Below are 26737 nucleotides of genomic sequence, written 5' to 3'. Positions count from 1 at the left end.
TCCTCACGCTCGGAAGTCGAAGTCGAGTAGCGGGAGCACCTGTTCACCGAATCGGTCGAGGCCGCCGCGGAAGTCGTCGAAGCTGAGCATGACTGCCTCGAGGCCACCGATCTCGGCGAGTTCGTTGAACTTCGCTGCGATGGTGGTTGGGGAGCCCGCGAACACGGAGGGTGAGTCGGGGTCGATCGCCTGGTAGGTCTGGATGGTCGCTGCCGCCGCCGAGGAACTCGTTCCGGTGGAGTCGACGGCGTAGTGGCCCTTCTGGTTGGCGAGGGCTTGGTGGTCGGCGCCGTCGTTGTAGTAGTCGATCTTCTGCAGGGCGAGTTCGTCGGTGTCGTCGAGGATGACGGTTCGGGTGGACAGGACTTTGACGTCACGTCCGCTGGCAGCGGCGGCGGCATGGAGTTCGGCGTTGGCGGCGGCGATGCTGTCGCGGTCGTAGGCGGTGGTGAAGTTGTAGTCGGCGAACTCGGCGGCGAAGCGTCGTCCGCGCGGGGAGGCGCCGGCTGCGGCGATTTCGATTTTGTGTGCCGGGGTGGGGCCGAGTTGGCAGTGATCGAGATCGAAGTACTTGCCGGTGAAGTTCGATTCGCCGGTCTCCCAGAGTTGTTTGAGGATGGTGGCGTATTCGGTGGCGTAGTCGTAGCGGTATCCGAAGTACTCGTCTCCGGGCCACATGCCCATCTGGGCGTACTCGGCGCGGTGCCAGCCGGTGGTGATGTTGATGCCGAAGCGGCCGGGTGCGACGTCGTCGATGGTCGAGGCCATGCGCGCGACCATTGCCGGGTGCAGGGCCAGCACGCCGATGGAGGCGAACAGTTTCATGCGTTCGGTGGTGGCGAGGATCGCCGAGGTGAGTGAGATGGTGTCGGCGGTGTAGTTCCAGTGCTCGGTCTTGCCGCCGTAGCCACGGAAGGTGACCATGGACAGGCCGTATTCGAATCCGAGGTCCTCGGCGCGTTTGACGATGCTGCGGTTGAGTTCATAGGTGGGCATGTACTGCGGCGAGTTCTCGGAAATGATCCAGCCGTTGTTGCCGGTGGGAAGAAACATCCCGAACTTCATGACAGGAACCTCCTGTGGGTGTGCGCCTTGGGGCGCTGGGTGGGGAGTGGGAGGTTCACTGCGGTGAACCTCCCACTCTCCGGGGAGTCATTCGGCGGGCTGCAGGGTCCAGTACCGCAATCCGAACTCCGGCGCGAAGGATGCGCCGGTCATGCCGTCGGCCAGGGCGACGCTGCGTCCGACGCGGGCAATGGGGAGCAGCGGCGCGGCGTCGGCGACGATCTCCTGGGCTTCGATGTAGGTGGCGGCGCGTTCGTCGGTCAGGTCGGCGAACTGGTTGGCGGCGGCGATCTCGTCGACGCGGGGATCGGACCACATGGAGTAGTTGTTCACGCCGCCGGTGGTGGTCGCGTAGCTGACCGGGGTCTTGGGATCGTCGATCCAGGAGCTCCATTTGACCAGCAGCGCATCGGGGGCGCCTTCGCCGCTGGTGGCGCGCTGGGTGATCAGTTGCTGGAACGCTGCGGGGGTTTCCGGACGGATGGTGACGTCGACACCGATCTGCGCGAGGCTGTCCTGGATGAGGATGGCGGTGTCTTCGAGTTCGGGGTCGGAGTTGTTGAAGTGCAGCGGGAAGCTCACCGACGGGTTGCCGGCTTCGTCCATCAGCTTGCGGGCGGTGTCCAGATCGGTGGTGTACTGCGCGAAGGTCTCGGCGTAGCCGGGGGCTGCTTCGTTGACGTACGAGGTGGCTCGGCTGGCGCGGTCGAAGTAGACCGAGTCGATGATCTGCTCGTAGGGCAGCGCGTATCCGATTGCCTGGCGGACGGTCGGGTCGGCGAGGGGGCCGGTTTCGGTGGCCATCTGCAGGTAGGTGAACTCGGGGGTCTTCTCGTGATCGATGACCAGGCCTGCGGATTCGAGATCGTTGAGGTCACGCTGGGTGAGTCCGTAGACACCGACGTTGATTTCGCCGCCGCGCAGCAGTGAGGCGATGTTGCCGTTGTTGATCACGCGGACGGTGACGGAGTCGTAGCCAGGGTCGATGATGCCGTCGGGGACGGCGGCGAGGATGAGTTGCTGGCCGGGGGTGCGGTCGGCGACGTAGTAGGGGCCGGTGCCGGCGACGTTGTTCTTCAACCATTCCGTTGCGGTCGGATCGGTGTCGGTGGCGTGCTCGAGCGCTTCGACCGAGTCGATGATGCCGTAGTTGGGCATGCGGAAGGTCTGCATCAGGGTTGCGGTGGCAGCGACCGGGTTTCCTTGCCGGTCTTCGAAGGACACGCGAATGGTGTGGTCGTCGAGCACTTCGAACTGGTCGATGCCGTAGAGCCCACCGTTGTTGAGGTCGCCGGTGCGGCCGAGTTCGAAGATGCGGCCGAAGGAGAAGATGACGTCCTCGGCGGTGAGGGGATTACCGGAGGGGTAGAACTTCACGTCGTCGCGCAAGTGCAGTGTCGCGGTGGAGCCTTCCATCTCGAACGATGACGCCAGACCCGGCGCCAGGTCGAGTCCGCTCCACAGCAGTGAGCCGTCGTCGGTGGTGGTCCATTCGGGCATCAGCAGGCCTTGATAGACGTTGGTGGCGACCTCCCAGTCCTGTGCTGATGAGGCGGTGGCCGGGTCGAGCGTGGTCAGGTCGGCGGACCAGGCGGTGACAATGCCACCGGCGAGCGCATTGCCACTTTGGGAGGCAGCGGCACCGCCACAGGCGGTCAAGGTGAGCAGGGCGGCGCTTGCCGCCGCGACGGACATGGCGATCCGGCGTCTTTTGCGGGAAGAGAGGGGTTTCACTGGTCGGCCTTTCGTGTGCGAGGGGCGTGAGTGGAACCGCGTCATTGGTGTTCCGGGGATGAGGCGGCGGTGACGGGGCAGGCCACCGTGTGGGTGGTGGACAGCGGCAACAGGGTGGGTTGCTGCTCGCGGCAGGAGGGCTGTACGTAGGGGCAGCGGCCGGCGAGTCGGCATCCTGCGCCGACGTCGAACGGGCTGGGGATCTCGCCTTGGAGGCGGAAGCGGTCCGTTTTCTGGCCCGGCACGGTCACCGGTGCGGCGGACAGCAGCGCGCGGGTGTAGGGGTGGGCGGGACTGGTGAAGATGTCTTCGGTGCGGCCGGACTCGACGATCGAGCCGAGGTACATCACCAGCACGCGGTCGGCGATGCGTCGCACGACGTCGAGATCGTGGCTGATGAACAGGTACGCGAGGGCGTGCTCATCCTGCAGGCGGGCGAGCAGATCGAGGATCTGCCCGCGGACCGAGACGTCGAGGGAGGCGGTGGGCTCGTCGAGCAACAGCAGTTTCGGAGAGACCGCCAACGCTCGTGCGATGCCCACTCGTTGGCGTTGGCCGCCACTGAGTTGCGAGGGGTAGCGGTCCAGGTGCGCGGGAGTGAGACCGACGGAGACCAGCAGTTCCTCAGCGCGGGCGTCGCGGGCGGCTCGATCGAGGTCGGTGTGCAGGCGGAGTGGTTCGTGCAGCACCGCTCGGATGGTCATACGGGGATTGAGGGACGAGTTGGGGTCCTGGAAGACCATCTGCACATCGCGGTAGGTGCGGGCGAGGGCTCTGCGAGGCAGGGTCTGCACGTCGTGTCCGTTGAGGACGACCGATCCTCGGGTGGGTTCGATCAGCCGGGCGATGCAGCGTGCTGCAGTGGATTTTCCGGATCCGCTTTCGCCGACGAGGGCGACGGTTTCGCCGGGGTGGATGTCGACGGTGACCGAATCGACGGCGGTGAGGGTGCGCATTCGGCCGCGTCGGCGGACGCGGAATTCCTTGTGCAGGTCGACGACGTTGAGTATTGGTCCGGTCATCAGGCGGCCTCCTCGAACCGACTGGCCCGAAGCAGGCCCCGGGTGTATTGGTCCGTGGGGTCGGTGAGGACCTGGTAGCAGGTGCCGACTTCGCGGATGCGGCCGTTGAACAGGACGACCACGTCGTCACAGGTTTCGGCGACGACGCCGAGATCGTGGGTGATCAAGCACGCGGTGAGACCATGGCTGCGGGTCATCTCGACGATCAGTTCCATGATGTCGGCCTGGATGGTGACATCGAGTCCGGTGGTGGGTTCGTCGAGGACGAGCAGTCGCGGCCGGCAGATCAGGGCGAGGGCGAGCATCACGCGCTGTGCCATGCCGCCGGAGAATTCGTGCGGGTACTGGCGCATTCGCTGTTCCGGTTCGGGGACTCGGACGTCGCGAAGTGCTTCGGTTGCGATGGTGCGTGCTTCGCGTGCGGAGACACCGCGGTTGGCGCGGCAGGCATCGATGAGTTGGCGGCCGACGGACAATACGGGGTTGAGAGCAGCTCGGGCGTCCTGGAAGACCATCGCGATCTGGGAGCCTCGGACCTGGCGCCACTGCGGTTCGGTCATGCTGCCCAGGTCTTGTCCGTCGAAGAGGATGGAACCGGTGGTGCGGCGGAAGGTCCCGGGAGTCAGGCCGAGCATGGACAGCGCAATCAGGGATTTGCCGCTTCCGGTCTCTCCGACGATCGCGGTGAGGTTGCCTTGCCGCAGGCTGAAGGTGACGTCGTGCAGGATCGGTGTGAGTTCGCCGGTGTCGGTGAGAAATCCCCCGGAATAGTTCTCGACTGTCAGCAGGTCACCGGATTGCTTTGTGGAGGTGGTCATCGCTTTTCTCCTCGGTTGGAGCTGGACAGGCCATCACCGATCAGATGAAAGGCGATGGACAGCAGCAGAATTGCTGCGCCGGGGAAGAACGAGATCCACCATGCGCCGCTGACGATGGCGTTCTGTCCGCGCGAGATCATCGATCCCCATTCGGTGGATCCGGGTTCGATACCGAGGCCGACGTACCCCAGGGCGGCGATACTGCCGGTCACCCAGGAGGCGTTGATCGAGGCGAAGGCCAGTAGCGGTCGCATGCTGTTGGGGACCAGGTGCCGGAACAGGACGACCAGGGGAGAGTTGCCGACCATGCGGGCGGCTTCGGCGAATTGCCAGTTCTTCTTGGTCAGCACTTCGGCGCGGGCGAGGCGGACGTAGTCGGGTAGGGGCAGCACTGCGACCACGAGGATGACGTTGAAGACGCCGGGTCCGGCGACGGCGACGGCGAGCATCGCGAGCAGCAGGGAAGGGAAGGACTGGATCATTTCCAGGCAACGCAGTGTCGTGGCGTCGAACCAGCCGCCGAAGAAGCCGGCGAGGGCTCCCCAGGTCGTGCCGATGGTAAGGGCGAGGACGACGACGGCGACCGTGATGAACACGTCGACGGGAGCGGCGGCCATGGTGCGGGAGAGCACGTCGGCGCCGACGCGGTCGGTGCCGAACCAGTGCTCGGCGCTCGGGGCGGAGAACGGGGCTCCGACTCCGGTGGCGGTCGGCGGATATGGGGTCCAGAACAGGGAGACCACGGCCACGAGGAGAAATGCGGTGAGGATGCCGCAGCCGGCCTTCAGGGCGCCCGGGGATCCTTTCAGGGACTGGAAGAGTTTCGTTTTCGGCAGGATGTTCTGGTAGGTCGCGGGGGCTTTGTCAACAACAGTCATGGCCGAATCCTCGGGTCAATGGCGGAGTAGGCGAGGTCCAGAAGTTGGTAGATGACGACGTAGAGAATCGCGGCGAAGAGGACGAAGCCCTGCACGGCGGGAAAGTCCGAGGACTGCATGGCATTGAGGGCGTATTGGCCGATCCCGGGCCAGCCGAAGACACCTTCGACCAGGACCGCGCCGGAGAAGGCCCATCCGACGACACCGGCGAGCATGGTGACCACCGGAAGCAGGGCGTTCTTGAGGGCGTAGACGAACCAGGCGCGTCCGCGAGCGATGCCGAGGGAATGGGCGGTGCGCATGTAGTCGGCGTTCAATGCACCGATCATCGCGGAGCGGGCGCCTCGGGCGATCGGTGCGAAGACTCCGTAGCCGAGGGTGAGGACCGGAAGAACCAACTGGGCGATGGCGGTGCTGACCAGTGCCCACTGGCCGGCGAGGAGACCGTCGATCACGAACAAGCCCGTGACGTGTGGGGGTGGGAGGACGCCGACGGGCAGCCGGCCGGTGGGACCCGGGGCGATCCCGAGAACGACGAAGAAGATCCACAGCAACATCAGGCCGAGCCAGAACTGGGGGAGGGCGAGTCCGGCGACGGTGACGGTGCGCACGAGGTGGTCGAACCAGGAGTTTTCTTTGACCGCGGCGATCACGCCGGCGATCACACCGAGCGATGTTCCGAAAAGCAGCGCGTACAGCGCTAATTCGGCGGTAGCGGGCAGACGGCTGAGCAGGTCCTGGGCGACGGGTTGTCCGGTCATGAATGAGGTGCCGAGGTCTCCTGTCAGCAGGTTGCCGATGAAGGTGACGAACTGCACCGGAATCGGGTCGCTCAAGCCCAGGGCTTGGCGAACGTTTTCTCGTTCTGCGGCGTCGGCGGTGGGGGAGACGAACAGTCCTGTCGGGTCCGGGGAGACCACCCGGGTCAGGAGGAAGGTGATCGAGACGACCCCGAAGATCACGATGATGGCACCGGTCAATCGGGTCAGCGCCACGCGGGTGAACCCGAAGACTGTGCCCGCGGCGGCCGGGCGCAACGGTCGCCGGGCGGAAGCTACTGCTGTGGCCACTTCAGGCTCCTTCCGCGAACTCTGCGGGGGTGCGGTCGACGGCTCGAAGGCCGCGGTGTGCCGATACCAGCGCGATGGGACGTGCGGCTCGGCGTACGACGTCGACAGGGGAGGGTGTGTCGAAGACTGCGGCGCCGATCACGTCACCGATGGCCAGGCCAGGAACGTCGGGTCCGAGAAGAGCGCGGGGGACGGTGCTGATCGCGTCGAGCAGCTTCAGCTGTGCTGTCGTGGAGCCCATGTGGTTGGTGAGTGAGGCCAGCCATGCTGCGTGGGTCAGCGAGGGCATGGTGACGGGGGTGAAGGCGTTCTCGTAGTTGTTGCTGGCCAGGCAGACCGGGACGTGCGCGTCGAGAAGCTCGACGATGCGGGTGACGCCGCGGGTGGGGGCGGTGTCGGTGGTTCGTCCGCTGAGGTACAGGTCGGTGCTGGGTATGGCGGCAACGGCGATGCCTGCGCCGGCAGCGGCGGTTGCGAGTTCGCGAACTCGCTCTGGACTGAGTGCGGTCAAGGTGGTGACATGTCCGACCAGAACCTGGCCTTGGAGTTCGGCTTTCTCGACGCGCATGACGACTTCGTCCAGGAGTAGTGCGCGTGGGTCGTCGCTGAGGTCGAGGTGCAGATCGAGGGGGAGGTTGCGGTCCTTCGCCAGGGCGATCATCTGGTCGAGGTGCCGGATGGGGTCGGCATCTGCGTAGGGGCATCCGGCGACAACCGAGCAGCCGTCGTCGAGGGCCTGTTCGAGCTGTGGCAGCGCGTTCGGGTCGGTGGTGGTTCCGTATTGGGCGAACGCGGTCAGTTGCAGGAGTAGCTCGGGGTACTCGTCGGCGAGGTCGCGGTGCATGCGCACGGTGGCCGGGTCGGAGTTCGGACCGATTTCCACGTGTACGCGGGCGGCGACGGTGCCGCCGCTGATCAGTGTGTCGAGGACACGTCGGGCGTTATGGGCGATGGTGTCGAGGGTGAGGGTGTTGCGAAGCTGTGCGCTCAGGGCGAGTGCGGCGTCGATGCCTTGGTCGCGGCCGGAGGGCAGTTCCTCGAGTTGTACGAGTTGGTAGGCCTTGTCGAGGTGGATATGGATGTCCACCATCCCTGGCAACAAGAGATGGCCACCGAGATCGACGCTCTGGACAGAGGTGTGGGAATCGGGTGTGAGGATGGTGTCGGTGGGAGTCGGCGTGATGGTGCTGACCCGGCCTCGGTCGACGGTGACCGTCCATAGTCCGGTGCGCCCCTGCAGTGAGGTGTTGTGGAGGACAAACGACTTCATTGCGTTCCTTGGGGCGTGAGGTCGGTGGAGGCGCTCAACCGGTGAAATGCCGAGCGGTAGTAGAGGAGAGGTGCCGTTTTGGGGACGACGTTCACTCCGTGCACCTGAAGAAGGATCAGATGGTGGTCCCCTGCGGGGACTTCGGTGTCGATGGTGCAGTCGAGCCAGGTGGGGGAGTCGTCGAGGAACAGGGCGCCGTGGGCCGAAGCAGTGGTGGCCAAGTCTTCGAATCGGTTCCCGGACTTGGAGGCGAGTTGGCGACAGATACGGTCCTGGGTTTCGCTGAGAATGGAGATGCCGATTCTGGGGCTCTCCTTCAGGGCCGGCCAGGTGGTCGAGGTATTCAAAATTGACAAGGCGACCATGGGTGGGTTGTAGGAGACGCCGACAGTCAGTGAGGTGGCTACCATGCCGCAGGGTTCACCGTCGACGACTGAGCAGAGTGCTGCTATCGCTGTGGGGATTTCGTTGAAGGCGGCCCGAACGTCGTCCGAGTGAGCGACTACGTGAGTCGGTTTTCTCTTTGCCACTGTGGGATCCGCGGCGGGGAGGTCAGTTCGTGTCATGACGTGTCATCTCCGTGCCGCGGAGCAGGATGTCGCCGCCATGATCAGGTCGATCACTGCTGAGTTGTCGGTGAGCCATTGGTCGAGTACCTCGTCGACTCGAGCGAACTCTGGGGTTTTGAAATACATTCCTGCACAGGGGACTACTGCGCCCAGTTCGGTCAGGACGGGGGTCAGTGACGTCGCCGGTGCGAGGGCATGGGTGGCGTCGGCGCCGGTCATCACGGGAATCGACATCACCCCTTTGAGTCCGTTTGCTGGGTATCTGTCGAGAAAGGACTTGAGCAGGCCCGTGTACGCCGCCTTGTAAGTCGGGGACGCAATAAAGGCGAGGTCGCTCGAGGCAACGGCTGTGGTCAGCGCCGTCATGGTGTCATCGGGCCACGTGAAGACCCGGTCGGTGTAGTGGGCAAGGTCGATGGTCGACACGTCACCCGATACTCGGGTACTCACGCGTTCGGCGAGTCCTTGTGCTACTCGCAGGGTGCGTGACATGGGCTTGGGATTCCCAACCAGCACAGTGATTTTCATAGGCCCTCGTTCGTAGCTCTGCGCGAATCCGTCGCCCGAGGTGGGTGTCCCGGGAGGGCTGCAGCGTCTCAGGCCGCACATTGATAATGAGGCTGCAAATGTGAACTCTGATCGCACGAGCGTTAACGATTGGTCACAATGCGCCGAAAGATCGTCGACAATCGGGTGACGAGACTGATCCAAGGCAGCTATCGTGGCTTCACGCCGCGAAGTGCCGGTTCGGGTGCAAAGATCGACCCAACATCACAAGGCACAGCGTTCCGCAGCCGCATTCATCACTCGTAGAGTTCGACTTCTGTCAACCAGGCGAAACCAGCAAGGACCACGACTCCAGGAGAGGACCAGTCATGGTGTTCAGCGACAGTCAGGGGCACTTCGCGCCGTTCGGCGATGCCGAGGCGAATCAGATCTACACCCGAATGTACGAGTCGGTGCTCGAACATCGTCTGCGACCGGGGACCAGGCTCCCCGAAGAGCGATTGGCGGCAGTCTTCGGCGTCAGTCGAGCCAAAGTGCGCAAAGTCCTCGCGCGATTCGAGCACGAGCAATTGATCGAGGTTCAGCCGAACCGCGGCGCACAGGTCGCTGAACCTACAGTCGAGCAATCGGCCGATACTTTGGAAGCTCGTCGTGTCATCGAGCCGGCCATCATGCGGGCCCTGGCCGAACGCACCACCCCGGAGAGCATTCAACTTCTCCGCAAACACACCGAATCCGAGTACGACGCCGTCGCCCGTTGCGACAAGCACTCGATCATTCGTCTGGCCGGCGAGTTCCATAATCTGGCAGCAGACCTTGCGGGCAACAGTGCTCTGGCTCGCACGATGCGGGAACTCTCGGCGCTGACCTGCCTGACGATCCTTCTCTACAACGCTCCGACCGCGGCTGCATGCCTGCCTGACGACCATGTGCACATCACCGACGCGATCGAGGCAGGCGACGGGACACGGGCCGCAGAGCTTATGCTCCGCCACCTCCAAGAAGTGGAGAAATCACTGGTGTTCGACCCAGCAAGCGAGGATCCCGATCTGGAGGAGATCTTCGGTCTCTCCAAGACACACGGTTCAGGTACGTGACCAGGTGGCGTCGCGGTGCCACGGACTTTGTTACCGATATACGAGTGCTCTACACGAGTTACCGGAACATTCGCTTGGGAGCCGCATCCTTGTGCACGCTGGAAGTCGCGACCAGGCGCGTCCTGCAGTGGCTGGACGACTACACAAATAGGCAGCGCATGCATGAGGGGTCCGGGGCGTGTGGGATAGGCGTGGTTCAAAAGGTCGCTGGCTCATGCCCACTGAATGATCGCGGCGATCTGGACGGTGGTCAGATACCGCACTGCGCGTTTGTCGTAAAGCCTCGAACATCAGCACCCGAGTGTCCTGCGCTTGCTTCATCCCCTCAGCATCGTGGCCGCTTGCGCCTTACATTAAGGATGACCACTGAAGAATTATCCCCCCACGGATCGCCCTCGTGGTCGAAGCCTCCCTGTGCAACGTATCCCGTCACGGGGTGGGAGACCGAGCGAGGGCGGATGCGCGGCGCGTTTACTGCGGTGTTGCAATGTGCGCAGCCACAGTCTTGCCGGTAACGGTGAGCCGAGCTTATGCGCTCGTGCTGACCGCTCTGATGATGTGTTTCCTCTGCGTCGGAATGCTGATGCAGAGGCCGTCGCTGTGGATGCAGTCGGTCGTCGTCTGTCTGCACTACGGCGAGCATGCGGACCGTCCCGGCATTATCTGCCGGTGAAGATGGCCCGTCGTGCCTCCAGGCAGGTTCAGGGGAGGATGTCGAGAGCGGCGGTGACGTTGTTGTCGGTGTCGTTGCCGTAGTAGCGGTAGACGTCGTCGAGTGAGCGGACTTGCCCGAAGCGTGAGACCCCGAAAGTGGGTGCTGCGCACCCGGTTGATGCCGGCGGGGAAGACCAGGCGGAGGTGACCGTCGAGGAGGCGGACCATCGGGGCCGTTCGATCGACAGGGAAGAGCTGATGCTGCGCAAAGCGCACGGCATGGTTGCGCCCTTGGCCGCGTGCAGCACCGGTGACGAACGCGACCTTGTTCTCGAGCAGTGCCACCCGAATCCTTCCGTATCGTTCGACGTCCACGCAGGGTGTACCGGTTTCCGGTGGACTTGCCGCTCAGTTCCGCTGACCGGAATGCACCGGTCCCGGTGCAACCGGGCCATGATGGGTAGGTCGGATGCTCACGGCTGGGATGACCATCGTTCACTCGGAGTGTGTTTGCCGGTGGGAGTTGGACTGCGTCGGGCTATCGCCCGAATGCCGACCATGCGGCGAGCGTCGAACCGATGACCGCGGCGCTCACCACGAAGGTCGTTGTAGCAGCCAGCATGGGCCAGACCTGCAGTGCTTCGACCGTGCGGTCTCGGCCCGTTGGGAAGCGACGAGCGACGACACCGAGAAACGCTGTGCCGATGAGTAGAACGACCATCGCGAGCGGAGCAGCGAGATGTCGAATGATGGCAAGAACGAGAATTGTGTAGGTGACCGCCACCGCCAGTCCGGTGCGTTGCCATGCCAACGCGGTGCGTTGAGGCTGAAGTCCGGGATCGTTCGTCATAGCGAGAGCGCGAGTGCCGTCACGGCGAACACGGTCAATCCTACGGATACGATGACGAGTGCTGTGACCAGCCAGGGAAGCGCGAGCGGGGCAGGCAGTGGGAGATTCATCCTCAGCGCGCGTTCATTGCGGCGCCAGGACAGCAATGCCAGCAACGCGAGCAGGCCCCCTGCGACGCACGCGACGAGCGACAGACCGTAGATGACCAGTGGGAACGGTGTCAGTCCGGCCACTGTCGTCAAGGTGACCCCTCCGGCGATCAGGGCCAGAGCGGTGCGAACCCATGCCAGTGCGGTGCGTTCGTTGGCAAGAGAGAACCGGACATCCGGTTCGGTGCCGACCGAGTACACCGCACGAGGTCGTCGTTGCGGAGAAGCGTTGCGCATGTCGTCGTCCTGCGAGAATTCGATACCCTGACCAGGTATTCGGGGATCCGTTGCGGATAGTTCCGTGACGAAACTACATTACCTTGATTACCGAACCGGGCGGTCGCGCGGGCGGTCACCGGGTATGCGGCGGGATCTCGATGTCATCGAAGGGGTGAGGAGACGAGCGAGGCGTCGGTCCGGCTACGCTACGAAGGCGGTTTCCGGGTCGGCGTTCGGTGGCCCGAATTGTTCTGTCGAGGATGCGTGCGATCCCGGCGTCGCACGATGAGGGCCTCGTGGCGGCAGAAGCAGCTTCGGGGAGGAAGCCGTGAATTCGGCATCGATTACGAAAATCGTTGTGGTACCGATGGATCTGCGACCGGGGTCGGGGGATCGAGCGGGAGCGTTGGAAGGAAGCGGCCGGACCGAATGAACAATGTCGGCCGCGGCTTGTCAGTACGATGCACGCCCACCGCTTGCGTCATACACGGCACCGGTGGAGAAACTCAGAGCGTTCGACGACAACCAGGCGACCAGTTCGGCGATTTCCTCGGGTCGGCCCATACGTCCCATCGGGGTCAAGCTCTGCGAGCGCGCGAGGATTTCCGGGTCGGTGCCGGTATTCATCGGACTTTCGACGGCGGCGGGTGCTACGACGTTGACGAGGACGCCCGTGGTGGCGAGTTCTTTGCCGAGCGATTTCGTCAGCGCGACTACGGCAGCTTTCGATGCGGAATACGCGCTCTGATTGGGGTTGCCGTCCTTGGCCGCGATGCTGGCAAGGTTCACGATGCGTCCCCATCCGGTGTCGACCATGTCGGGGAGGAAGGCGCGGCATGTGAGAAAGGTGCCGTCCACGTTGACGCGGAAGGTGCGGTGCCAGTCTGCAAGCTCCGTGCGGGTGACCGGTGTCGACGGGCCGATGATTCCTGCGCTGTTGACGAGAATGTCGACGGGACCGATTCTGGTTCGAAGTTGCGCGACAGATTCGGGATCGCCGACGTCGACGTGCTCATCTGCGTCTGGAGTCAGGTCGGCGGTGATGACGTGAATGCCTCTGTCGGACAGGAGTGTCGCGCACGCGGCGCCGATGCCACTGGCACCGCCGGTTACGAGTGCTCGTGCGCCCTCGGGGTAGGTGATCATCGGTTTCTCCTGGTGGATTGTGTGAGAATCGAGCACGCATCATGTAAAAATTGAGCTTAATTATGCTCATACTGTGTTTGAAATTGATATACGCCTGCGGTGTGCACGTCAACCCGCGGAAGGAGACGAGTCGTGGAGATCCGCTGGTTGCAGGCTTTCGTGGCGGTCGCAGAGGAGTTACATTTCGGGCGTGCGGCCCAGCGTCTGCAGATGGCGCAGTCCCCTTTGAGTCAGACCGTACGCAAACTCGAGAAGGACATCGGCGTACCCCTGTTCGAGCGCAACACCCGCAGTGTGGCGCTCACGGCGGGTGGTCATGCTTTTCTGCCGCACGCCTACCACATTCTGGAGAGCGTGGAGACTGCCCGCCAGGCCACCCGCGCGTCGGCGGGAGGTGTATATGGGCGCATCAAGATCGGTTTCACGGGCGTGCTCAACCACCTGTCGCTCCCGCCGCTCACCCGGGCGCTGCGGCAGCGATATCCCGATATCGAACTCACGCTGGTCGGCCGCATCATGACTCGCGATGCAGTTGCACAGTTGGAAAGCGGTGCGCTGGATCTCGCGTTCGTCGGCCTGCCGGTGCAATCGGCGGGGGTGAGCACTCGACTGATCCGTCGCGAACCGTTCGGCGCGGTTCTCCCGGTGGATCACCCACTGGCCGGTGAGACCGCCATCGACCTGCGGCAGCTCGCCGACGACGGTTTCATCACCACTCCGATCTCGGCGGGATCGTCGCTGCAGGAGGTGACGATGCGGGCTTGTCTCGACGCCGGTTTCCGTCCGCGTGTGGTGCAAGAGATCACCGACCCCTACATGATCCTGCTGCTCGTTTCGACGGGAGTGGGCGTGGCGCTCATGACCTCGGGGATGGCGCCGATCGCCCCGCCGGGCACGGTGTTCGTGCCCCTCGCCGGCGAACCGGTCTACATGCTGCACGGTCTGGGCTGGTCGCCCAAACGGGTCTCTCCGGCGCTGGACGTCGCTCTTCGGCTCGCTGAGGAGATCCTGCCGACCCCGATTGAGACGTAAAAGGTCTTTTTACAAGACTTTTTCAGTGTTGGACTCGACATAGTGGCGCGTGACAGTCTCTGTTCGTCCCGACGAGTGTGAGGGTCGTTACAACAACGATCGCCTCAGTGTTCGTCGGATTCCGGGACGAAAGGAAAACCATGACGAACAGTCACACGTCGGATCGCGACGGGCACCGGACCGCCAATGCCCGCAGGGCCGCCATCTCAGGATTTCTGGGTAGCACGCTCGAGTACTACGACTTCTTCATCTACGGATCGGCCGCGGCGCTGGTCTTCGGGCACATCTTCTTCCCCGGAGGCGGCGCCACCGCGACTCTGCTGTCCATCAGCACCCTCGGCGTCGCCTACGTCGCCCGTCCTCTCGGCGCGGTGCTGTGGGGGCACTGGGGCGACAAGTTCGGCCGACGCAATGCACTGCTGGCCTGCCTGCTCATGATGGGCATCTCGACCTTCGTCATCGGCTGTCTGCCCACCTACGATCAGATCGGTATGGCCGCGCCCGTGATCCTGGTGCTGCTCCGCTTACTGCAGGGGCTGTCCGCCGGCGGTGAATCCCCGGGTTCCTCGTCGCTCACCCTGGAACATGCCCCGGCCGGGCGTCGCGCATTCTTCACCTCGTTCACGATGAGCGGCATCATGTTCGGCATCGTCATTTCGAGTCTGGTGTTCATCCCGGTGGCCTCGCTGCCCGACGACGCGCTCTACTCGTGGGGCTGGCGGGTGCCGTTCTGGCTCAGCATCGGTGTCACCGTCATCGCGATCTGGTTGCGCCGCAAGCTCGACGAGCCCGAGGTGTTCGAGGAGATCCAGGAGAGTGGGGACACAGCGGCACTACCGGTCGTAGAGATGTTCCGCTCCCACTGGCGCGCAGTCATCCGCATTGCCCTCAGCGCCACATTCGCGATGATCAACACCATCGTCAACGTCTTCGCGCTCGCTTATGCGGTCGACGTCCAAGGGATGGAGCGCTCGACGATTCTGTGGGCGATCGCCGCGGCCAACTTCGTTGCCGTGCTCACTCAGCCCCTCTTCGGCATCCTCGCCGACCACATCGGCCGCAAACCGGTCTTCGTGTTCGGAGCACTCGGTTCCGGTGCCATGGTCTTCGCGTTCTTCGCCGCCATCGGAACCGGTAGCGCACCCATGGTGTTCGCCAGCGGAATCATCCTCATCGGGTTCTTCTATGCGATGCCCAACGGTATCTACCCTGCCTACTTCCCCGAGCAGTTCCCGGCCAAGGTCCGCTACACGGGCATGGCGGTGAGCCTGATGCTCGGTCTGCTCGTCGCCGGGTTCACCCCCGCCGTCGCCCAGATGCTCTCCGCCGGCGACACGGCGAACTGGGTTCCGGTCGCGACGATGTGCATGGGCTTCGCGGTGCTCGCCGCGGCCGCTGCGCTGACCGGCCCCGAGACATACCGGACGCCGACCGACGAACTCGGAGAACCCAAGCATCCGGTACGGGCGGTCGCGACGGACGGCTTCGTGCGCGCCGACGCCTGACCGATCGACCCGCCTCGGTGCTCGATCTGAGCACCGAGGCATCTCTTTCACATAGGAGCACATCGTGTCCACCACTGCTTCGCACCGCATCGGGCTCGTCGGTGCCGGTATCGCCTCGTCGCTCTCACCCGCACTCCACGAACACGAAGCCGCCGAACTCGGCGTCACCGACTACCGCTACGACCTGCTCGACCTCGACACGCGGGCCGTACCGGTCGAGCACACAGCCGAGTTCGTCCGCGCCGCCGTGCACGAGGGTTACACCGGGCTGAACATCACTCATCCCTGCAAGCAGCTTGTCATCCCGGCTCTCGACGAACTGTCCGACGATGCCCGCCTGCTCGGCGCCGTCAACACCGTCGTGGTCCGCGACGGCCGGTTGATCGGGCACAACACTGACCACAGCGGATTCCTCGCAGCGTTGCAGCGGGGGCTCCCAGGTGCTGCGCTGGATTCGGTGCTGCTCGTCGGGGCGGGTGGGGCAGGCTCCGCCGTGGCATACGCACTCGGCGCAGCCGGCGTGAACGACCTGACGATCTCGGATGTCGACCCGGCCCGCGCTGCCGATGTGTGTGCCCGCGTAGCCACCGCGTTCCCCGCGGTGTCCGTCGAGCCGATCGCTGCCGCAGACCTCACCGAAGCCTTGCGAACGAGTCGCGGGGTGGTGAACGCGACGCCGATCGGCATGACCGGACACCCCGGAACTCCGTTCGATACCGCCGAGCTGCGGTCCCGCCAGTGGGTCGCCGACATTGTGTACCGTCCCCTGAGGACAGAATTGCTTTCTGCGGCAACGGTACTTGGGTGTTCGGTGCTCGACGGCGGGCAGATGCTCGTGGCCCAGGCCGCCGATACCTTCGCCTTGCTCACCGGCGTCACACCGGACGCGAACCGCATGCGTGAGCACCTCGGTGAACTGCTCGCACAACGGGACCTCGCTGCCGCGACCACGACGACGAAGGACATCCGATGAGCGCCCCGGCCTACGCCCAGCCCCTCGCCCTCGGCCCGGTCCGGCTACGCAACCGCTTCGTCTCGGCTCCGATGGAACGCAACTATTGCGCCCCCGACGGCAGCATGACCGACGAGTACATCGCCTACCTCGAACGCCGCGCCGCTGGGGGAGCAGCGCTGGTGTTCACCGAGGCCAGTTACGTGCGTGCGGACGGTAAAGGGCGCATCCGGCAGATGGGTGTCGACGACGACGACCGCATTCCCGGTATCGCGCGGTTGGTCGACGCGGTGCACGCCCATGGTGCCCTCGTCGGAGTCGAACTCAATCACGGTGGCCGCACCGCGCAGGGTGTGGTCAGCGGATTCGTGCCTGTCGCTCCCACGCCAATTCCGTGTGCTGTGGTGGGCGGCGAGATGCCCGAGCAACTCGACGACGCCGATATCGAGCACATCATCGAATGCTTCGGCGAGGCCGCGGCGCGATGCGAACAGGCCGGCGTCGACGTGATCTCGCTGCACGGCGGCCACGGTTATCTCATCCACCAGTTCCTCTCGCCCGCCTACAACAAGCGCAACGACAAGTGGGCCGAACCCACCTTGTTCGTCAACCGCGTCATCGACACCGTGCGTGCGATGGCTCCCGGGGCGGCGCTTGGGTTGCGGTTCTCTGCGTTCGAAGGTGTCGACGGTGGCCTCGACACAGCCACCACCCGCGAGCGCATCAACGCGATCGACACCCACCGCCTCGACTTCCTCGACGTATCGGCGGGCAACTACGAAGCGGGCCAATGGATCATCCAACCGGGCGAATGGTCCCGAGGGCTCCTGGCACCCCACGCCGCGCCGTACACACGAGACTTCGACCTTCCGGTCGGTGTCGCCGGACGAATCAACACACCTGAGGTTGCCGAGCACATCATCGCCTCCGGTCAGGCCGATTTCGTGAGCATGGCCCGCACTCTGCACGCCGACCCGGAGTTCCCGAATCGTGCGCTGGCAGGCACCCGTTACCGCCCGTGCATCGCGTGCAACTACTGCATCGACAGTCTGGCCGCCGGTCCCGTCCCGTGCTCGGTCAACCCGTGGGTCGGCCGTGAACTCGAGCAACCCGCCGGCCCCGCCCCCGCTCCCGTGCGGGTCGCGGTGATCGGCGGCGGACCGGCGGGCCTGTCGGCGGCGCGCGAACTCGCCGCGGCCGGCCACCACGTCGACCTCTACGACGAACGAGGGTCCCTCGGAGGTGATTTCGCGCTGGCTTCGGTCCTACACGAATACCCCGAGTACCACCGCATCGTCGACTGGTATCTCGCCGAACTCACCGATCTGGACGTGGTGTGCCACACCGGCATCAAGGTCGACGCCCACACTCTGGCCGCCGAGGACTTCGATGCGATCGTCCTCGCGACCGGCGGCACCGGCCCCGCCCTGGATGTGCCGGGGGTAGAGACAAGGCGCGTGCGGGACGTGCGCGAGTTTCTCGCCTCCGGGGATCCGGCACCTGCGGCGGTCACCATCTTCGGTGCCGACCGTGAAGCGGCGGCCGTGGCCGACGACCTGCTGCAGAAGGGCACGCAGGTCGTCATGATCGGCCCGCAGGAGACCATCGCCCACGATGTCGGCCGCCGCGCCAAGATCGTGCTGCTGCCACGCCTGGCGGCGGCCGAGAATTTCACCGCCCACCTGTCGTCGATCCTCGTTCGCCTCGACGCTGATCGTGCGGTGATCTCCACGAACGGTCGCGAGCACACAGTGCCTGCGCCGGGCGAACTGCTCGTCTCCCAGGGCATCGAACCGCGCACCGAGCTGCTCCCTGCGCTCCGCGCGCTCACCCCACGCTTCGGTGTCCACAGTGTGGGCGATGCGAGCGGAGACGGCGGATCCATCCACGCCGCCAATATCACTGCCGCCGACGTCGCTGCGCGCATTACTGCAACTGCCCACACCCACGTGGAGGTTCTCGCATGACCACCGACACCACCACAGTGACGCACCGCGACGCCGTGCGCGCGGCGCTGCCACCGATGGGGCTGGGCACCTGGCCGCTGGTGGGCGCGGAGGCGACGAAGTCGGTGCTCAGTGGTATCGAGGCCGGCTACCGGCTGATCGACACCGCGTCCATCTACGGGAACGAGGACGCCGTCGGTGTGGCGCTGGCCGAATCAGGTCTGCCCCGCGACGAACTCTTCGTCACCACGAAGATTCGCGGCAACGATCAGGTGTCCGGCGACGTGCGCGGTGCGCTGGAGCGAAGCCTCGAGAATCTCGGGCTCGACCGTGTCGACCTGTATCTGATTCACTGGCCGCTGCCCCGGATCGACCAGTACTGCGCGACCTTCGAGGCAATGCTGGCCTGCCGCGACGCAGGTCTGGTCCGCTACGTCGGCGTCTCCAACTTCCTCGGCCATCACATCGACCGGGTGGTCGCGGCCACCGGAGAAGCGCCGGCCGTCAACCAGATCCAGATGGACCCATCGCTGGCCCGGATCGAGGTCCGGAAGGCAAACGACGCGCACGGGGTGTTCACGCAGTCGTGGAGCCCGCTCGGCCGCGGTGACGTGCTGGGCTCTGCCGTCGTCACCGAGATCGCCGCCCGGATCGGCGCGACCGCTGCCCAGGTCGTGTTGGCCTGGCACCTCGCGGCGGGCGTGGTGCCGGTCGTCCGGTCTGCGAATCCTGTGCGCCAGGCCGAGAACCTGGCAGCTGTGAACATCACGCTGACCGACATCGACCTTGCGGCGCTCGACAGGCTCGATCGCGGTGAGGATGCGGCCCGCGATGTCGAAGCGGAGGAGCATTTCTGATGGCATCTCTGAGAGTGGGCATCGTCGGCTGCGGCAAGATCGCGGGCAACCATGCGCGGGCCCTGCAGCAGGTACCCGGCGTCGAGGTGGTCGGCTGCTCCGACCTCGACCTCGATCGGGCCCGGGTCTTCGCCGCCAGGTACGGGCTCGCGAATGCTGTCCGCACTGTCGACGAGTTGATAGCCCTGGAGATCGACGCATGCACTGTCTGCACGCCGCACCCGGTGCACGAACAGGTCGTCGTCACCGCCGCCGCGGCTGGCGTCCACGTGCTGTGCGAGAAGCCGATCGCAGTGGACGTCGCTGCGGCCGACCGGATGATCGAGGCTGCCGACCGGGCCGGCATCACGTTCGGGGTACTGTTCCAGCGCCGTTTCTGGCCCGCTGCCCGCCGGATCCGCGAGGCGATCGACGATGGCACGCTCGGCACACCGACCCTCGGTGAGGTGTCGGTGATCTTGCACCGCCCGTCCGAGTACTACGCGGCGGACGCCTGGCGCGGACAGTGGGACACCGATGGCGGGGGTGTGCTGATGACCCAGGCCGTGCACCAGATCGACATGCTGCAGTGGTTCATGGGTGAGGCAGTCTCGGTGAGCGGCCACATCCGCACCCACACCCACGGCGCGCACATCGAGACCGAGGACAGCGCGTCGGCCGTGGTCACGTTCACCTCCGGGGCGACCGCGACGATCACCGCGACCACCGGCGCGAACTACAACCTCGGCAACCGAGTCACCGTCATAGGCGGCACCGGCGCGATCGCCAGTGTCCTCGAGTTCCCCGAGGGCCGCGAAGGCGTCAACGAGATCTGGACCGTGCCTGGACAGCTCGCGCTCGGCACTGCATTCTCGATCGACGTCCACGCCAACCTGGACGTCGCCGACGTCAATGCAGGTCTCGCCGACTTCCACACCCTGCAGGTGCAGGACTTCGCCGATGCCGTCCTCACCGGGCGTGAGCCCGCCGTCACCGGGCGTGATGCCCGCGCTTCCCTTGCGATCGTTGCGGGCATCTACGAGTCGTCCCGCACCGGACGCGTCGTCGACCTGCAGGCCACCGCACATTCCGCCATGAAAGTGAACCGATGATCACCTCTGAAACACCCACCTCCACATTCGATGTCGTCGTCGTCGGTTCCGGTGCGGGCGGATTGTCCACCGCGGTCGCGGCCGCTCACGGCGGCGCGTCGGTCCTGGTGGTCGAGAAGGCCGATGTGTGTGGCGGAGCCACCGCATGGTCCGGCGGATGGATGTGGACCCCGCGCACCCTGTTCGCACGCGCCGACGGAATCGACGAAGACCGCGCCCTGCCGCGCACGTATCTCGAACACCGGCTCGGCGAGAATTTCGACGCCGACAAAGTCGATGCACTGCTCGACGGCGCCCCCGAGATGGTCGAGTTCTTCGAGACACGTACGGCCCTGCAGTTCGTGCCCGGCGCCGGTATCGCCGACATCCACGGCGATACCCCCGGGGCCGGTACCGGCCACCGCTCGGTCGGACCAAAGCCGGTAAGCCTGCGCACACTCGGTCCCGACGTCGCGAAACTGCTGCGCCGTCAGCTGTACGAGACGTCGTTCCTCGGCATGGGCATCATGGCCGGCCCAGATCTGCAGGCATTTCTGCACTCGACACGGTCACCGAAGGCATTCGCGCACTGCGCGCGCCGCGTCAGCACGCACATGTTCGACCTCGTCACCAAACGGCGCGGTCAGCAACTGGTCAACGGCACCGCGCTCGTCGGTCGCCTGTTGCGCTCGGCGCTCGACGCCGGTGTCGAGTTCCGGGTGTCCACTGAGGCCACCGCGCTCGACACCGACGACGGTCGGGTGAGCGGAGTGCGCCTTACGGGCCCCGATGGGGCATACACCGTCGTCGCCCGTAAGGGGGTCGTCCTCGCCACCGGTGGATTCACGCACGATCTCGATCGGCGCAGAGAGTTGTTCCCGCGTACACCTACCGGGCGTGAGCACTGGACCCTCACTCCGCCGACCACCACCGGAGACGGAATCTCGCTGGGCGAATCGGTCGGCGGCCGGCTGGACCGCACACTCGCCTCGCCGGTCGCGTACTGCCCTGTCTCCCTGGTCCGATACCGCAACGGCAAGCAGGGAGTCTTCCCGCACATCATGGACCGCGCAAAACCCGGCGCCATCGGCGTGTTGGCGAACGGCCACCGATTCGTCAACGAAGCGCTCGGCTACCACGACTACACACTCGCCATGATCGAACAGGTCCCCGAAGGGAAGGAAGTCTGCTCGTGGTTGATCGCCGACGCGCGCTACATGAAGTACTACCCCCTCGGCATGGCCAAGCCGTTCCCGATCCCCACCTGGCCGTACCTACGATCGGGATACCTCACCCGCGCCGCCACGATCAGAGAACTCGCCGAGAAGATCGGGGTCGACCCGGACGGGCTCGACAAGACCGTCACCGTCTTCAACGAGAACGCGCGGGTCGGCCAGGATCCGGAGTTCGGCCGCGGCTCGACCGTGTTCAACGTCCGGTCGGGTGACGCCGACAATCCGTGGCCCAACCCGTCGCTGGCTCCGCTCGAGAAGGGGCCGTTCTACGCCGTGAAAGTGGTACCCGGCAGCTTCGGTACGTTCGCCGGCCTGGTCACCGACTCACAGTCCCGCGTTCTGGACTCCGGCGACGAACCCATCGACGGCCTCTACGCCGTAGGAGTGGACCAAGCAAGCGTGATGGGCGGTCACTACCCCTCCGGTGGTATCAACCTCGGCCCCGCCATGACCTTCGGCTATCTCACCGGCCGCCGACTCGCCTCGACCACAGGAGCCTCCCAATGACCGCACCCCTCGGACTCGCCGCCCTCACCGTCCTGGACACCCCGCCGCTGCAGCACATCGACCTCGCCGAACGCCACGGATTCGACACCATCGGCCTGCGGCTGCTGCCGGCCGCGCCGGGCACCCCCGCCTACCCACTGCACGAGGATCCCACCGCGCTCGACGAACTCGTGCGCCGACTGGCGGATTCCCCGATCGAGGTGTTCGACCTCGAAATCATCCGGATCGGAGCCGATTTCGATCCTGGCCATTACGTGCCGCTGCTCGAGGCCGGGGCGCGGCTCGGCGCGAAAGCCGTCCTCGTCGGCGGCGACGACCGGGACCGGGCCCGGCTGACCGACTCCTACGCCCGGCTTGCCGAGCTGTGCGGGCACTACGGGATCGTCGCGAGTCTCGAATTCATGCCGTGGACAGCGGTTCCCGACGCGAAGGCCGCTGTCGAGATCGTATCGCAGGCAGACGGCCCGGCGCGCAGCGTGCTTGTCGATGCGCTGCATGTGGACCGTTCGAGTACGACCGTCGAGGACCTCGCCGCGATCCCCCGAGAATGGCTGCACTATGCGCAAATGTGCGATGGCTCCGATCCTGTTCCGAACGACGACGGCGAACTGATCAGGCAAGCCCGTGAGGAACGACTTGTCCCGGGAACAGGGGGAATCGACCTGCGAGGAATCTGGGCGACCCTACCGGATGGTCTCCCGGTGAGCATCGAACTACCCAACGAGCCGCTGCGACAGAGAATGGGGGACGACGCATGGCTCGACACGATCGTCAGCGCTACCAGAAGGATGATCACGCCGAAACTGACCGTGTGAGCCGGGTACTTGCCAGGGACGGATAAACCAGGCCCGGTCCCTCCGCAGATTCAGGTGTCGGTGAGACGGCGGAGAAGGTGCACGTGGCGATCGGCCGGTGCCCGTCGCGGGCAACTCGCGCATTTGTCGTTGTCCGTGAGGTAGATCAAGCAACACGACCCACGTCGGACGAAGCGCTCCGTGCGGGACTCGGTTTCGATGTCGACGAATCTCGGTGAGAGCATCGGCGGCACCGCAAGTGTGGCAGCAAGTGTGCACGCGTCGTCGACTCTACCCAGAGCGTGGCCCGCGGTAAGGGCACGATTGGCAACGGAGTCGGTGGCGACTGCCCACAGGGCACGAGGTGCCGCACCGGAAACCGCAGCGAGAGAATCGATCACCGACCCGTACGAGGTGGCCAGCGCCTCTGCATAGACAGCGGTGTCGTGCAGAATCCGCCGGGATCGCACGGCACCGAGATACCCGTTGTCGTGCAGGGTGCACTCGAGTTGGTGCAGCTGGGGATCGGGGGCGATGCCCTCGGCGCACAGCATGGTGACGGACGCGGCGACCATCGTCGAACTCGCCGAATACCACCACAAGGTGCCGTTGATACGCGGGTCGCTGCACCCCCATCGGCTGCCCGTGTCGGCGAGGCGTTCGGCGAGCCAGTCGTGATCGGCCATCCGTTCCCCGGAGAACGTCTCACCGAACAGATCGATGGTGCGGGCGAAGTCGCCGAGAACAGGCCTGATGCACCTGTACGCCCCGTCGCGGGATTGCGAATCGAGACCGGTGTCAGCCATCGACGAGTCCGTACAGATCGAGGACCCGCCGGCCGCCGACGGTCCGTATGCGTCCGCGCACACCGAGGACGGTCTCGAGCAGGTCGGGGGTGAGGACGTGCTCGGGTGTGCCGGCATCGACTACCCGTCCGGCGTCGAGTACCGCGATTCGGTCGCAGTACTCGGCCGCGAGGCGTAGGTCGTGCAAGGTGACGAGCACAGCGAGGCCGTCGGCGGCGAGGGTACGGAGGAGTTCGAGCATGCCGAGCTGGTGACGTAGATCGAGGTGATTGGTCGGTTCGTCGAGGAGAAGTACCTGTGGTTCCTGGGCGAGTGCACGGGCTATCGATACGCGCTGACGTTCACCGCCCGACAACTCGGTGACGTCACGGTCTGCCTGCGAAGTGAGAGAGACCTGGGTGAGTGCGCGGGCTACCGCGTCATCGTCCTCGGTGCGGAAGGGTTCGAGCCATCCGCGTCGGGCGGAACGACCCAGTCGAACGGATTCCCGGACGGTCACACCACCGAAGGCAGCTGGTTCTTGTGTGCTCACCCCGATGATGCGTGCCACTCGACGGCGGCGCAGGGTATGAATGTTTTTGTCGTCGAGCATGATCGCGCCTTCGGTCACTGTCAGGGCGCGGTAGCAGGTACGCAGCAGGGTGGTCTTGCCGCTGCCGTTCGGGCCGACCAAAGCGAGCACCTCGCCGGGTGCGACGTCGAGATCGGCACCGTGAAGGACCGTGCGTTCCCCGAGTCGGGCCTGCACTCCGAAGGCACGTAGCCGGGTCAACGGCTGTCCTGACTGTATCGTCGCCACAACATGGCGATGAAGATCGGTCCTCCGACCAGTCCGGTGATGACGCCGATCGGCAGTTCGGTTGTGTTGCTCAGCGACCGCGCCAGGATGTCGGCGAGTACGAGAGCGACTGCACCGAGAAGGCCCGCGGTCGGGACGAGACGTGCGGCGTTGCGGCCGACGAGATAAGCGGCCAGATGAGGAACGAGCAGGCCCACGAATCCGATCGTGCCTGATACCGCGACGGCTGCGGCGGCCAGGAGTGACACGGCAAGCAGGATCAGGACCCGGAAACGTGGGACGTTCATCCCGAGTGCGGTGGCTCCGTCGTCCCCGGCGAGGAGCAGGTTGAGCCGCCGGCTGCACAGCATGATCGCGGTTCCGGTCACGATGAGCACCAGGGTCGGCGCGATGAGTGATCTCCAGTTGGCGTCGCCGAAACCACCAGCGAGCCACTGCATCACGGTGCCGAGTTGGTGCACGTCACCAAGCACCAGCAGTACGAAGGTGACGAGGGAGGAGAACACCATCGACAATGCGACCCCGACGAGAACGATCGCGGTCACCGAATGCGCGCGAAGGCTCACCACGATCGTCGCGGCGAGGGGGAGCAAGGCTCCGGCGAACGCAGCGAACGGCAGGGTGAAGATCCCGAGGGTGCCGGCGCCGAACCCGAGGACCGTCACGGTGGCGACTCCGAATCCGGCACCCGAGGACACCCCGAGAAGGTACGGGTCGGCGAGGGGGTTGCGGGTCACGGCTTGTGCGACGGCGCCGGCGACGGCAAGTGCGGCGCCCACGACCGCAGCGGTCAAGGCACGGGGCAGGCGGGATTCGAACACGATCGCTTCGCGGGTCGCACTCCACCACCGATCACCCCATATGGCGTCGAGAGGAACAGGAGAGATCCGGTAGGCCACGATGGCCCATACGTCGCCGAGCGGGATGGTGATGGTGCCCAAGGACACGGCCGTGGCCACAGCGAGAGCGAGAGCGGCTGTGAGCAGCGTCAACACCGTTGCGAGCGATCTGCGACGATCGCTTCTTCTCGAATCGCTGCCTGTGGGTGACTGTGTGAGTGAAGCGGTCTCGGTGACTGTGCTCATCCGGCGAACGCTTCCGGATGAAGCGCTCGGGCGATGGTGTCGGCGGAGGCAACCATACGCGAGCTTTCGAAGAAGTCATCGAGCGGAACGACGACGAAACGATCGTTGCGGACTGCCGGTGTGGTCGCCATGACGGGGTGGTTCCTCAGGAATGCGATCTTGTCCGCAGCGCTGATGGATCCGTAGTCGAGGACCACGATCGCCTCGGGTTGGCGTTCACCGACGACTTCCCAGCTGGTCGCGAAGTAGGGCTTGGGGCCCTCGGCGGTGATGTTCTCGATGCCTGCATAGTCACCGATCAGGTTGCCGATGCCCACCCCGCCGACGGACAGGGGTTCGGCTTCGCCGGAATCGTAGAAGAATGTTCGGACGGGTTGTGCCCCGGCGGCGTCGAGGCATGCTCTGATCGTGTCGAGGCCAGCGACGATTCCTTCGGTCAGTGCTGTGGCCGACTCCTCGACTCCGAGAATCGCGCCGAGTTGGGCGAAGTCGTTCTCGAGCAGACTGATGTCAGGGAAGCCTTGGCCACAGTATTCGGAGAACAAGAAGGTCGCGATCCCGGCGGCCTCGAGGCTGTCACGTCCGAGGCCGTTCTTGTCGTCGAACGCGCTGCGCATGCCGCCAACTATGAGATCGGGTTCGAGATCGAGGACCTGTTCGGAGGTCGGATACTCCTTTGCGAGCGACGGGATAGCGCGGAACTGTTCTGCAGTCTCAGGCAGGGGATCGGGTTGTTCGCCGTAGCCCATACCGACGATACGGTCGCCCACACCCATCTGAATCAATGTTTCTGTGACGTGGTCGTTCATCGAGATGATGCGCTGCGGGGGAGCGTCGAAGGTGGCGGTGCGCTCGCAGTTGGTGATGGTCACCGGCTCACGGAACGATTCGGCGGCCTCGGCCTCTGCCGTGGTCGTACCACGGGAGCATCCTGCCGACAGCAGTACTGCGGATGCGATGGAGGTGAGCGCGATGATGCGGCGGACCGATGGGGTGTGGACGAGCATGGGACCTCGTGCTCTGCTCGGGTGGTCCCGGAGCCGGACCCACCACGGCAGCAGGCACCGAAGGGTGCACAAACTACCCTGCTGGACTCCGTCT

Annotated in this window: 26 protein-coding genes and 1 pseudogene; 9 read left to right on the top strand and 18 right to left on the bottom strand. The window is 65.1% G+C overall.

Annotation, left to right across the window (positions count from 1 at the left end; all coding sequences use genetic code 11):
• Positions 1-3: 3 nt before the first annotated feature.
• The 9 genes from U9J23_RS25080 to U9J23_RS25040 all read right to left on the bottom strand — a co-directional run bounded on the left by U9J23_RS25080 (position 4) and on the right by U9J23_RS25040 (position 8954).
• The gene (locus tag U9J23_RS25080; RefSeq protein WP_229583490.1) at positions 4-1065 is read right to left on the bottom strand and encodes an LLM class flavin-dependent oxidoreductase; all 1062 of its coding nucleotides are present in this window, start codon (positions 1063-1065) and stop codon (positions 4-6) included.
• A gap of 87 nt (positions 1066-1152) precedes the next feature.
• On the bottom strand, positions 1153-2760 hold the full coding sequence (locus U9J23_RS25075; protein ID WP_272268834.1) for an ABC transporter substrate-binding protein: 1608 nt from the start codon (positions 2758-2760) through the stop codon (positions 1153-1155).
• Between the two features lie 80 nt (positions 2761-2840).
• The gene (locus U9J23_RS25070) at positions 2841-3821 is read right to left on the bottom strand and encodes an ABC transporter ATP-binding protein (RefSeq protein WP_272268833.1); all 981 of its coding nucleotides are present in this window, start codon (positions 3819-3821) and stop codon (positions 2841-2843) included.
• Complete coding sequence (locus tag U9J23_RS25065; protein ID WP_272268832.1) at positions 3821-4639, bottom strand: ABC transporter ATP-binding protein; 819 nt, start codon at positions 4637-4639, stop codon at positions 3821-3823. The genes U9J23_RS25070 and U9J23_RS25065 overlap by 1 nt, the downstream gene beginning before the upstream one ends.
• On the bottom strand, positions 4636-5517 hold the full coding sequence (locus U9J23_RS25060) for an ABC transporter permease (protein WP_272268831.1): 882 nt from the start codon (positions 5515-5517) through the stop codon (positions 4636-4638). Before U9J23_RS25060 ends, U9J23_RS25065 begins: the two co-directional genes overlap by 4 nt.
• Positions 5514-6587 (bottom strand): ABC transporter permease, encoded by a 1074-nt coding sequence (locus tag U9J23_RS25055; protein ID WP_272268830.1) that lies wholly within the window; start codon positions 6585-6587, stop codon positions 5514-5516. Before U9J23_RS25055 ends, U9J23_RS25060 begins: the two co-directional genes overlap by 4 nt.
• A gap of 1 nt (position 6588) precedes the next feature.
• On the bottom strand, positions 6589-7857 hold the full coding sequence (locus U9J23_RS25050) for an amidohydrolase family protein (RefSeq protein WP_229583503.1): 1269 nt from the start codon (positions 7855-7857) through the stop codon (positions 6589-6591).
• Positions 7854-8423: a flavin reductase family protein gene (locus U9J23_RS25045; RefSeq protein ID WP_272268829.1), complete on the bottom strand. Its 570-nt coding sequence runs from the start codon at positions 8421-8423 to the stop codon at positions 7854-7856. The genes U9J23_RS25050 and U9J23_RS25045 overlap by 4 nt, the downstream gene beginning before the upstream one ends.
• Before the next feature lie 6 nt (positions 8424-8429).
• Positions 8430-8954 carry an NADPH-dependent FMN reductase gene (locus U9J23_RS25040; protein ID WP_229583505.1) on the bottom strand — a complete coding sequence of 175 codons (525 nt, stop codon included), beginning with the start codon at positions 8952-8954 and terminating at the stop codon, positions 8430-8432.
• Positions 8955-9301: 347 nt separating this feature from the next.
• Here U9J23_RS25040 and U9J23_RS25035 point away from each other — a divergent pair, with 347 nt between their 5' ends.
• On the top strand, positions 9302-10030 hold the full coding sequence (locus U9J23_RS25035; RefSeq protein WP_229583507.1) for a GntR family transcriptional regulator: 729 nt from the start codon (positions 9302-9304) through the stop codon (positions 10028-10030).
• Positions 10031-10731: 701 nt separating this feature from the next.
• Here U9J23_RS25035 and U9J23_RS25030 read toward each other — a convergent pair.
• The 5 genes and pseudogenes from U9J23_RS25030 to U9J23_RS25010 all read right to left on the bottom strand — a co-directional run bounded on the left by U9J23_RS25030 (position 10732) and on the right by U9J23_RS25010 (position 13048).
• Positions 10732-10965, bottom strand: a complete 234-nt coding sequence (locus U9J23_RS25030; protein ID WP_370684080.1) for a hypothetical protein — start codon at positions 10963-10965, stop codon at positions 10732-10734.
• A pseudogene (locus tag U9J23_RS25025) lies at positions 10910-11029 on the bottom strand (SDR family mycofactocin-dependent oxidoreductase); the annotation flags it as partial. The gene U9J23_RS25030 and the pseudogene U9J23_RS25025, both read right to left, overlap by 56 nt.
• A gap of 193 nt (positions 11030-11222) precedes the next feature.
• Complete coding sequence (locus tag U9J23_RS25020; protein ID WP_085470699.1) at positions 11223-11534, bottom strand: DUF202 domain-containing protein; 312 nt, start codon at positions 11532-11534, stop codon at positions 11223-11225.
• Positions 11531-11920 carry a YidH family protein gene (locus U9J23_RS25015; protein ID WP_272268828.1) on the bottom strand — a complete coding sequence of 130 codons (390 nt, stop codon included), beginning with the start codon at positions 11918-11920 and terminating at the stop codon, positions 11531-11533. The genes U9J23_RS25020 and U9J23_RS25015 overlap by 4 nt, the downstream gene beginning before the upstream one ends.
• Before the next feature lie 435 nt (positions 11921-12355).
• A complete protein-coding gene (locus U9J23_RS25010; protein WP_064257554.1) occupies positions 12356-13048 on the bottom strand; it encodes an SDR family NAD(P)-dependent oxidoreductase in 693 nt (230 codons plus the stop codon).
• 132 nt (positions 13049-13180) lie between these two features.
• Here U9J23_RS25010 and U9J23_RS25005 point away from each other — a divergent pair, with 132 nt between their 5' ends.
• The 8 genes from U9J23_RS25005 (at position 13181) to U9J23_RS24970 (ending at position 22967) form a co-directional block, all read left to right on the top strand.
• Positions 13181-14080, top strand: a complete 900-nt coding sequence (locus U9J23_RS25005; RefSeq protein WP_064257555.1) for a LysR family transcriptional regulator — start codon at positions 13181-13183, stop codon at positions 14078-14080.
• Positions 14081-14220: 140 nt separating this feature from the next.
• Positions 14221-15585: an MFS transporter gene (locus U9J23_RS25000; RefSeq protein ID WP_085470701.1), complete on the top strand. Its 1365-nt coding sequence runs from the start codon at positions 14221-14223 to the stop codon at positions 15583-15585.
• 61 nt (positions 15586-15646) lie between these two features.
• A complete protein-coding gene (locus U9J23_RS24995) occupies positions 15647-16558 on the top strand; it encodes a shikimate dehydrogenase (RefSeq protein ID WP_085470702.1) in 912 nt (303 codons plus the stop codon).
• Complete coding sequence (locus U9J23_RS24990) at positions 16555-18504, top strand: FAD-dependent oxidoreductase (protein WP_272268827.1); 1950 nt, start codon at positions 16555-16557, stop codon at positions 18502-18504. Before U9J23_RS24995 ends, U9J23_RS24990 begins: the two co-directional genes overlap by 4 nt.
• The gene (locus U9J23_RS24985; RefSeq protein ID WP_272268826.1) at positions 18501-19340 is read left to right on the top strand and encodes an aldo/keto reductase; all 840 of its coding nucleotides are present in this window, start codon (positions 18501-18503) and stop codon (positions 19338-19340) included. Before U9J23_RS24990 ends, U9J23_RS24985 begins: the two co-directional genes overlap by 4 nt.
• Positions 19340-20431 (top strand): Gfo/Idh/MocA family protein, encoded by a 1092-nt coding sequence (locus U9J23_RS24980; RefSeq protein ID WP_272268825.1) that lies wholly within the window; start codon positions 19340-19342, stop codon positions 20429-20431. Before U9J23_RS24985 ends, U9J23_RS24980 begins: the two co-directional genes overlap by 1 nt.
• Complete coding sequence (locus U9J23_RS24975; protein WP_106201812.1) at positions 20428-22152, top strand: FAD-dependent oxidoreductase; 1725 nt, start codon at positions 20428-20430, stop codon at positions 22150-22152. The genes U9J23_RS24980 and U9J23_RS24975 overlap by 4 nt, the downstream gene beginning before the upstream one ends.
• The gene (locus U9J23_RS24970) at positions 22149-22967 is read left to right on the top strand and encodes a sugar phosphate isomerase/epimerase family protein (RefSeq protein ID WP_085470706.1); all 819 of its coding nucleotides are present in this window, start codon (positions 22149-22151) and stop codon (positions 22965-22967) included. The genes U9J23_RS24975 and U9J23_RS24970 overlap by 4 nt, the downstream gene beginning before the upstream one ends.
• Before the next feature lie 50 nt (positions 22968-23017).
• On the opposite strand, the gene U9J23_RS24965 is transcribed toward U9J23_RS24970, so the two are convergent.
• From U9J23_RS24965 to U9J23_RS24950, 4 genes are read right to left on the bottom strand one after another with little or no spacing between them, the layout of a single operon-like run.
• A complete protein-coding gene (locus U9J23_RS24965) occupies positions 23018-23752 on the bottom strand; it encodes a (2Fe-2S)-binding protein (protein WP_085470707.1) in 735 nt (244 codons plus the stop codon).
• Positions 23745-24524 (bottom strand): ABC transporter ATP-binding protein, encoded by a 780-nt coding sequence (locus U9J23_RS24960; RefSeq protein WP_272268824.1) that lies wholly within the window; start codon positions 24522-24524, stop codon positions 23745-23747. Before U9J23_RS24960 ends, U9J23_RS24965 begins: the two co-directional genes overlap by 8 nt.
• A complete protein-coding gene (locus U9J23_RS24955; RefSeq protein WP_085470709.1) occupies positions 24521-25636 on the bottom strand; it encodes a FecCD family ABC transporter permease in 1116 nt (371 codons plus the stop codon). Before U9J23_RS24955 ends, U9J23_RS24960 begins: the two co-directional genes overlap by 4 nt.
• The gene (locus tag U9J23_RS24950; protein WP_106201810.1) at positions 25633-26643 is read right to left on the bottom strand and encodes an ABC transporter substrate-binding protein; all 1011 of its coding nucleotides are present in this window, start codon (positions 26641-26643) and stop codon (positions 25633-25635) included. Before U9J23_RS24950 ends, U9J23_RS24955 begins: the two co-directional genes overlap by 4 nt.
• Positions 26644-26737: the final 94 nt, after the last annotated feature.

This window comes from Rhodococcus sp. PD04, from assembly GCF_035918275.1.
Classification (GTDB): Bacteria; Actinomycetota; Actinomycetes; order Mycobacteriales; family Mycobacteriaceae; genus Rhodococcus; species Rhodococcus rhodochrous.
This window is presented reverse-complemented; position numbering and strand designations above follow the sequence as displayed.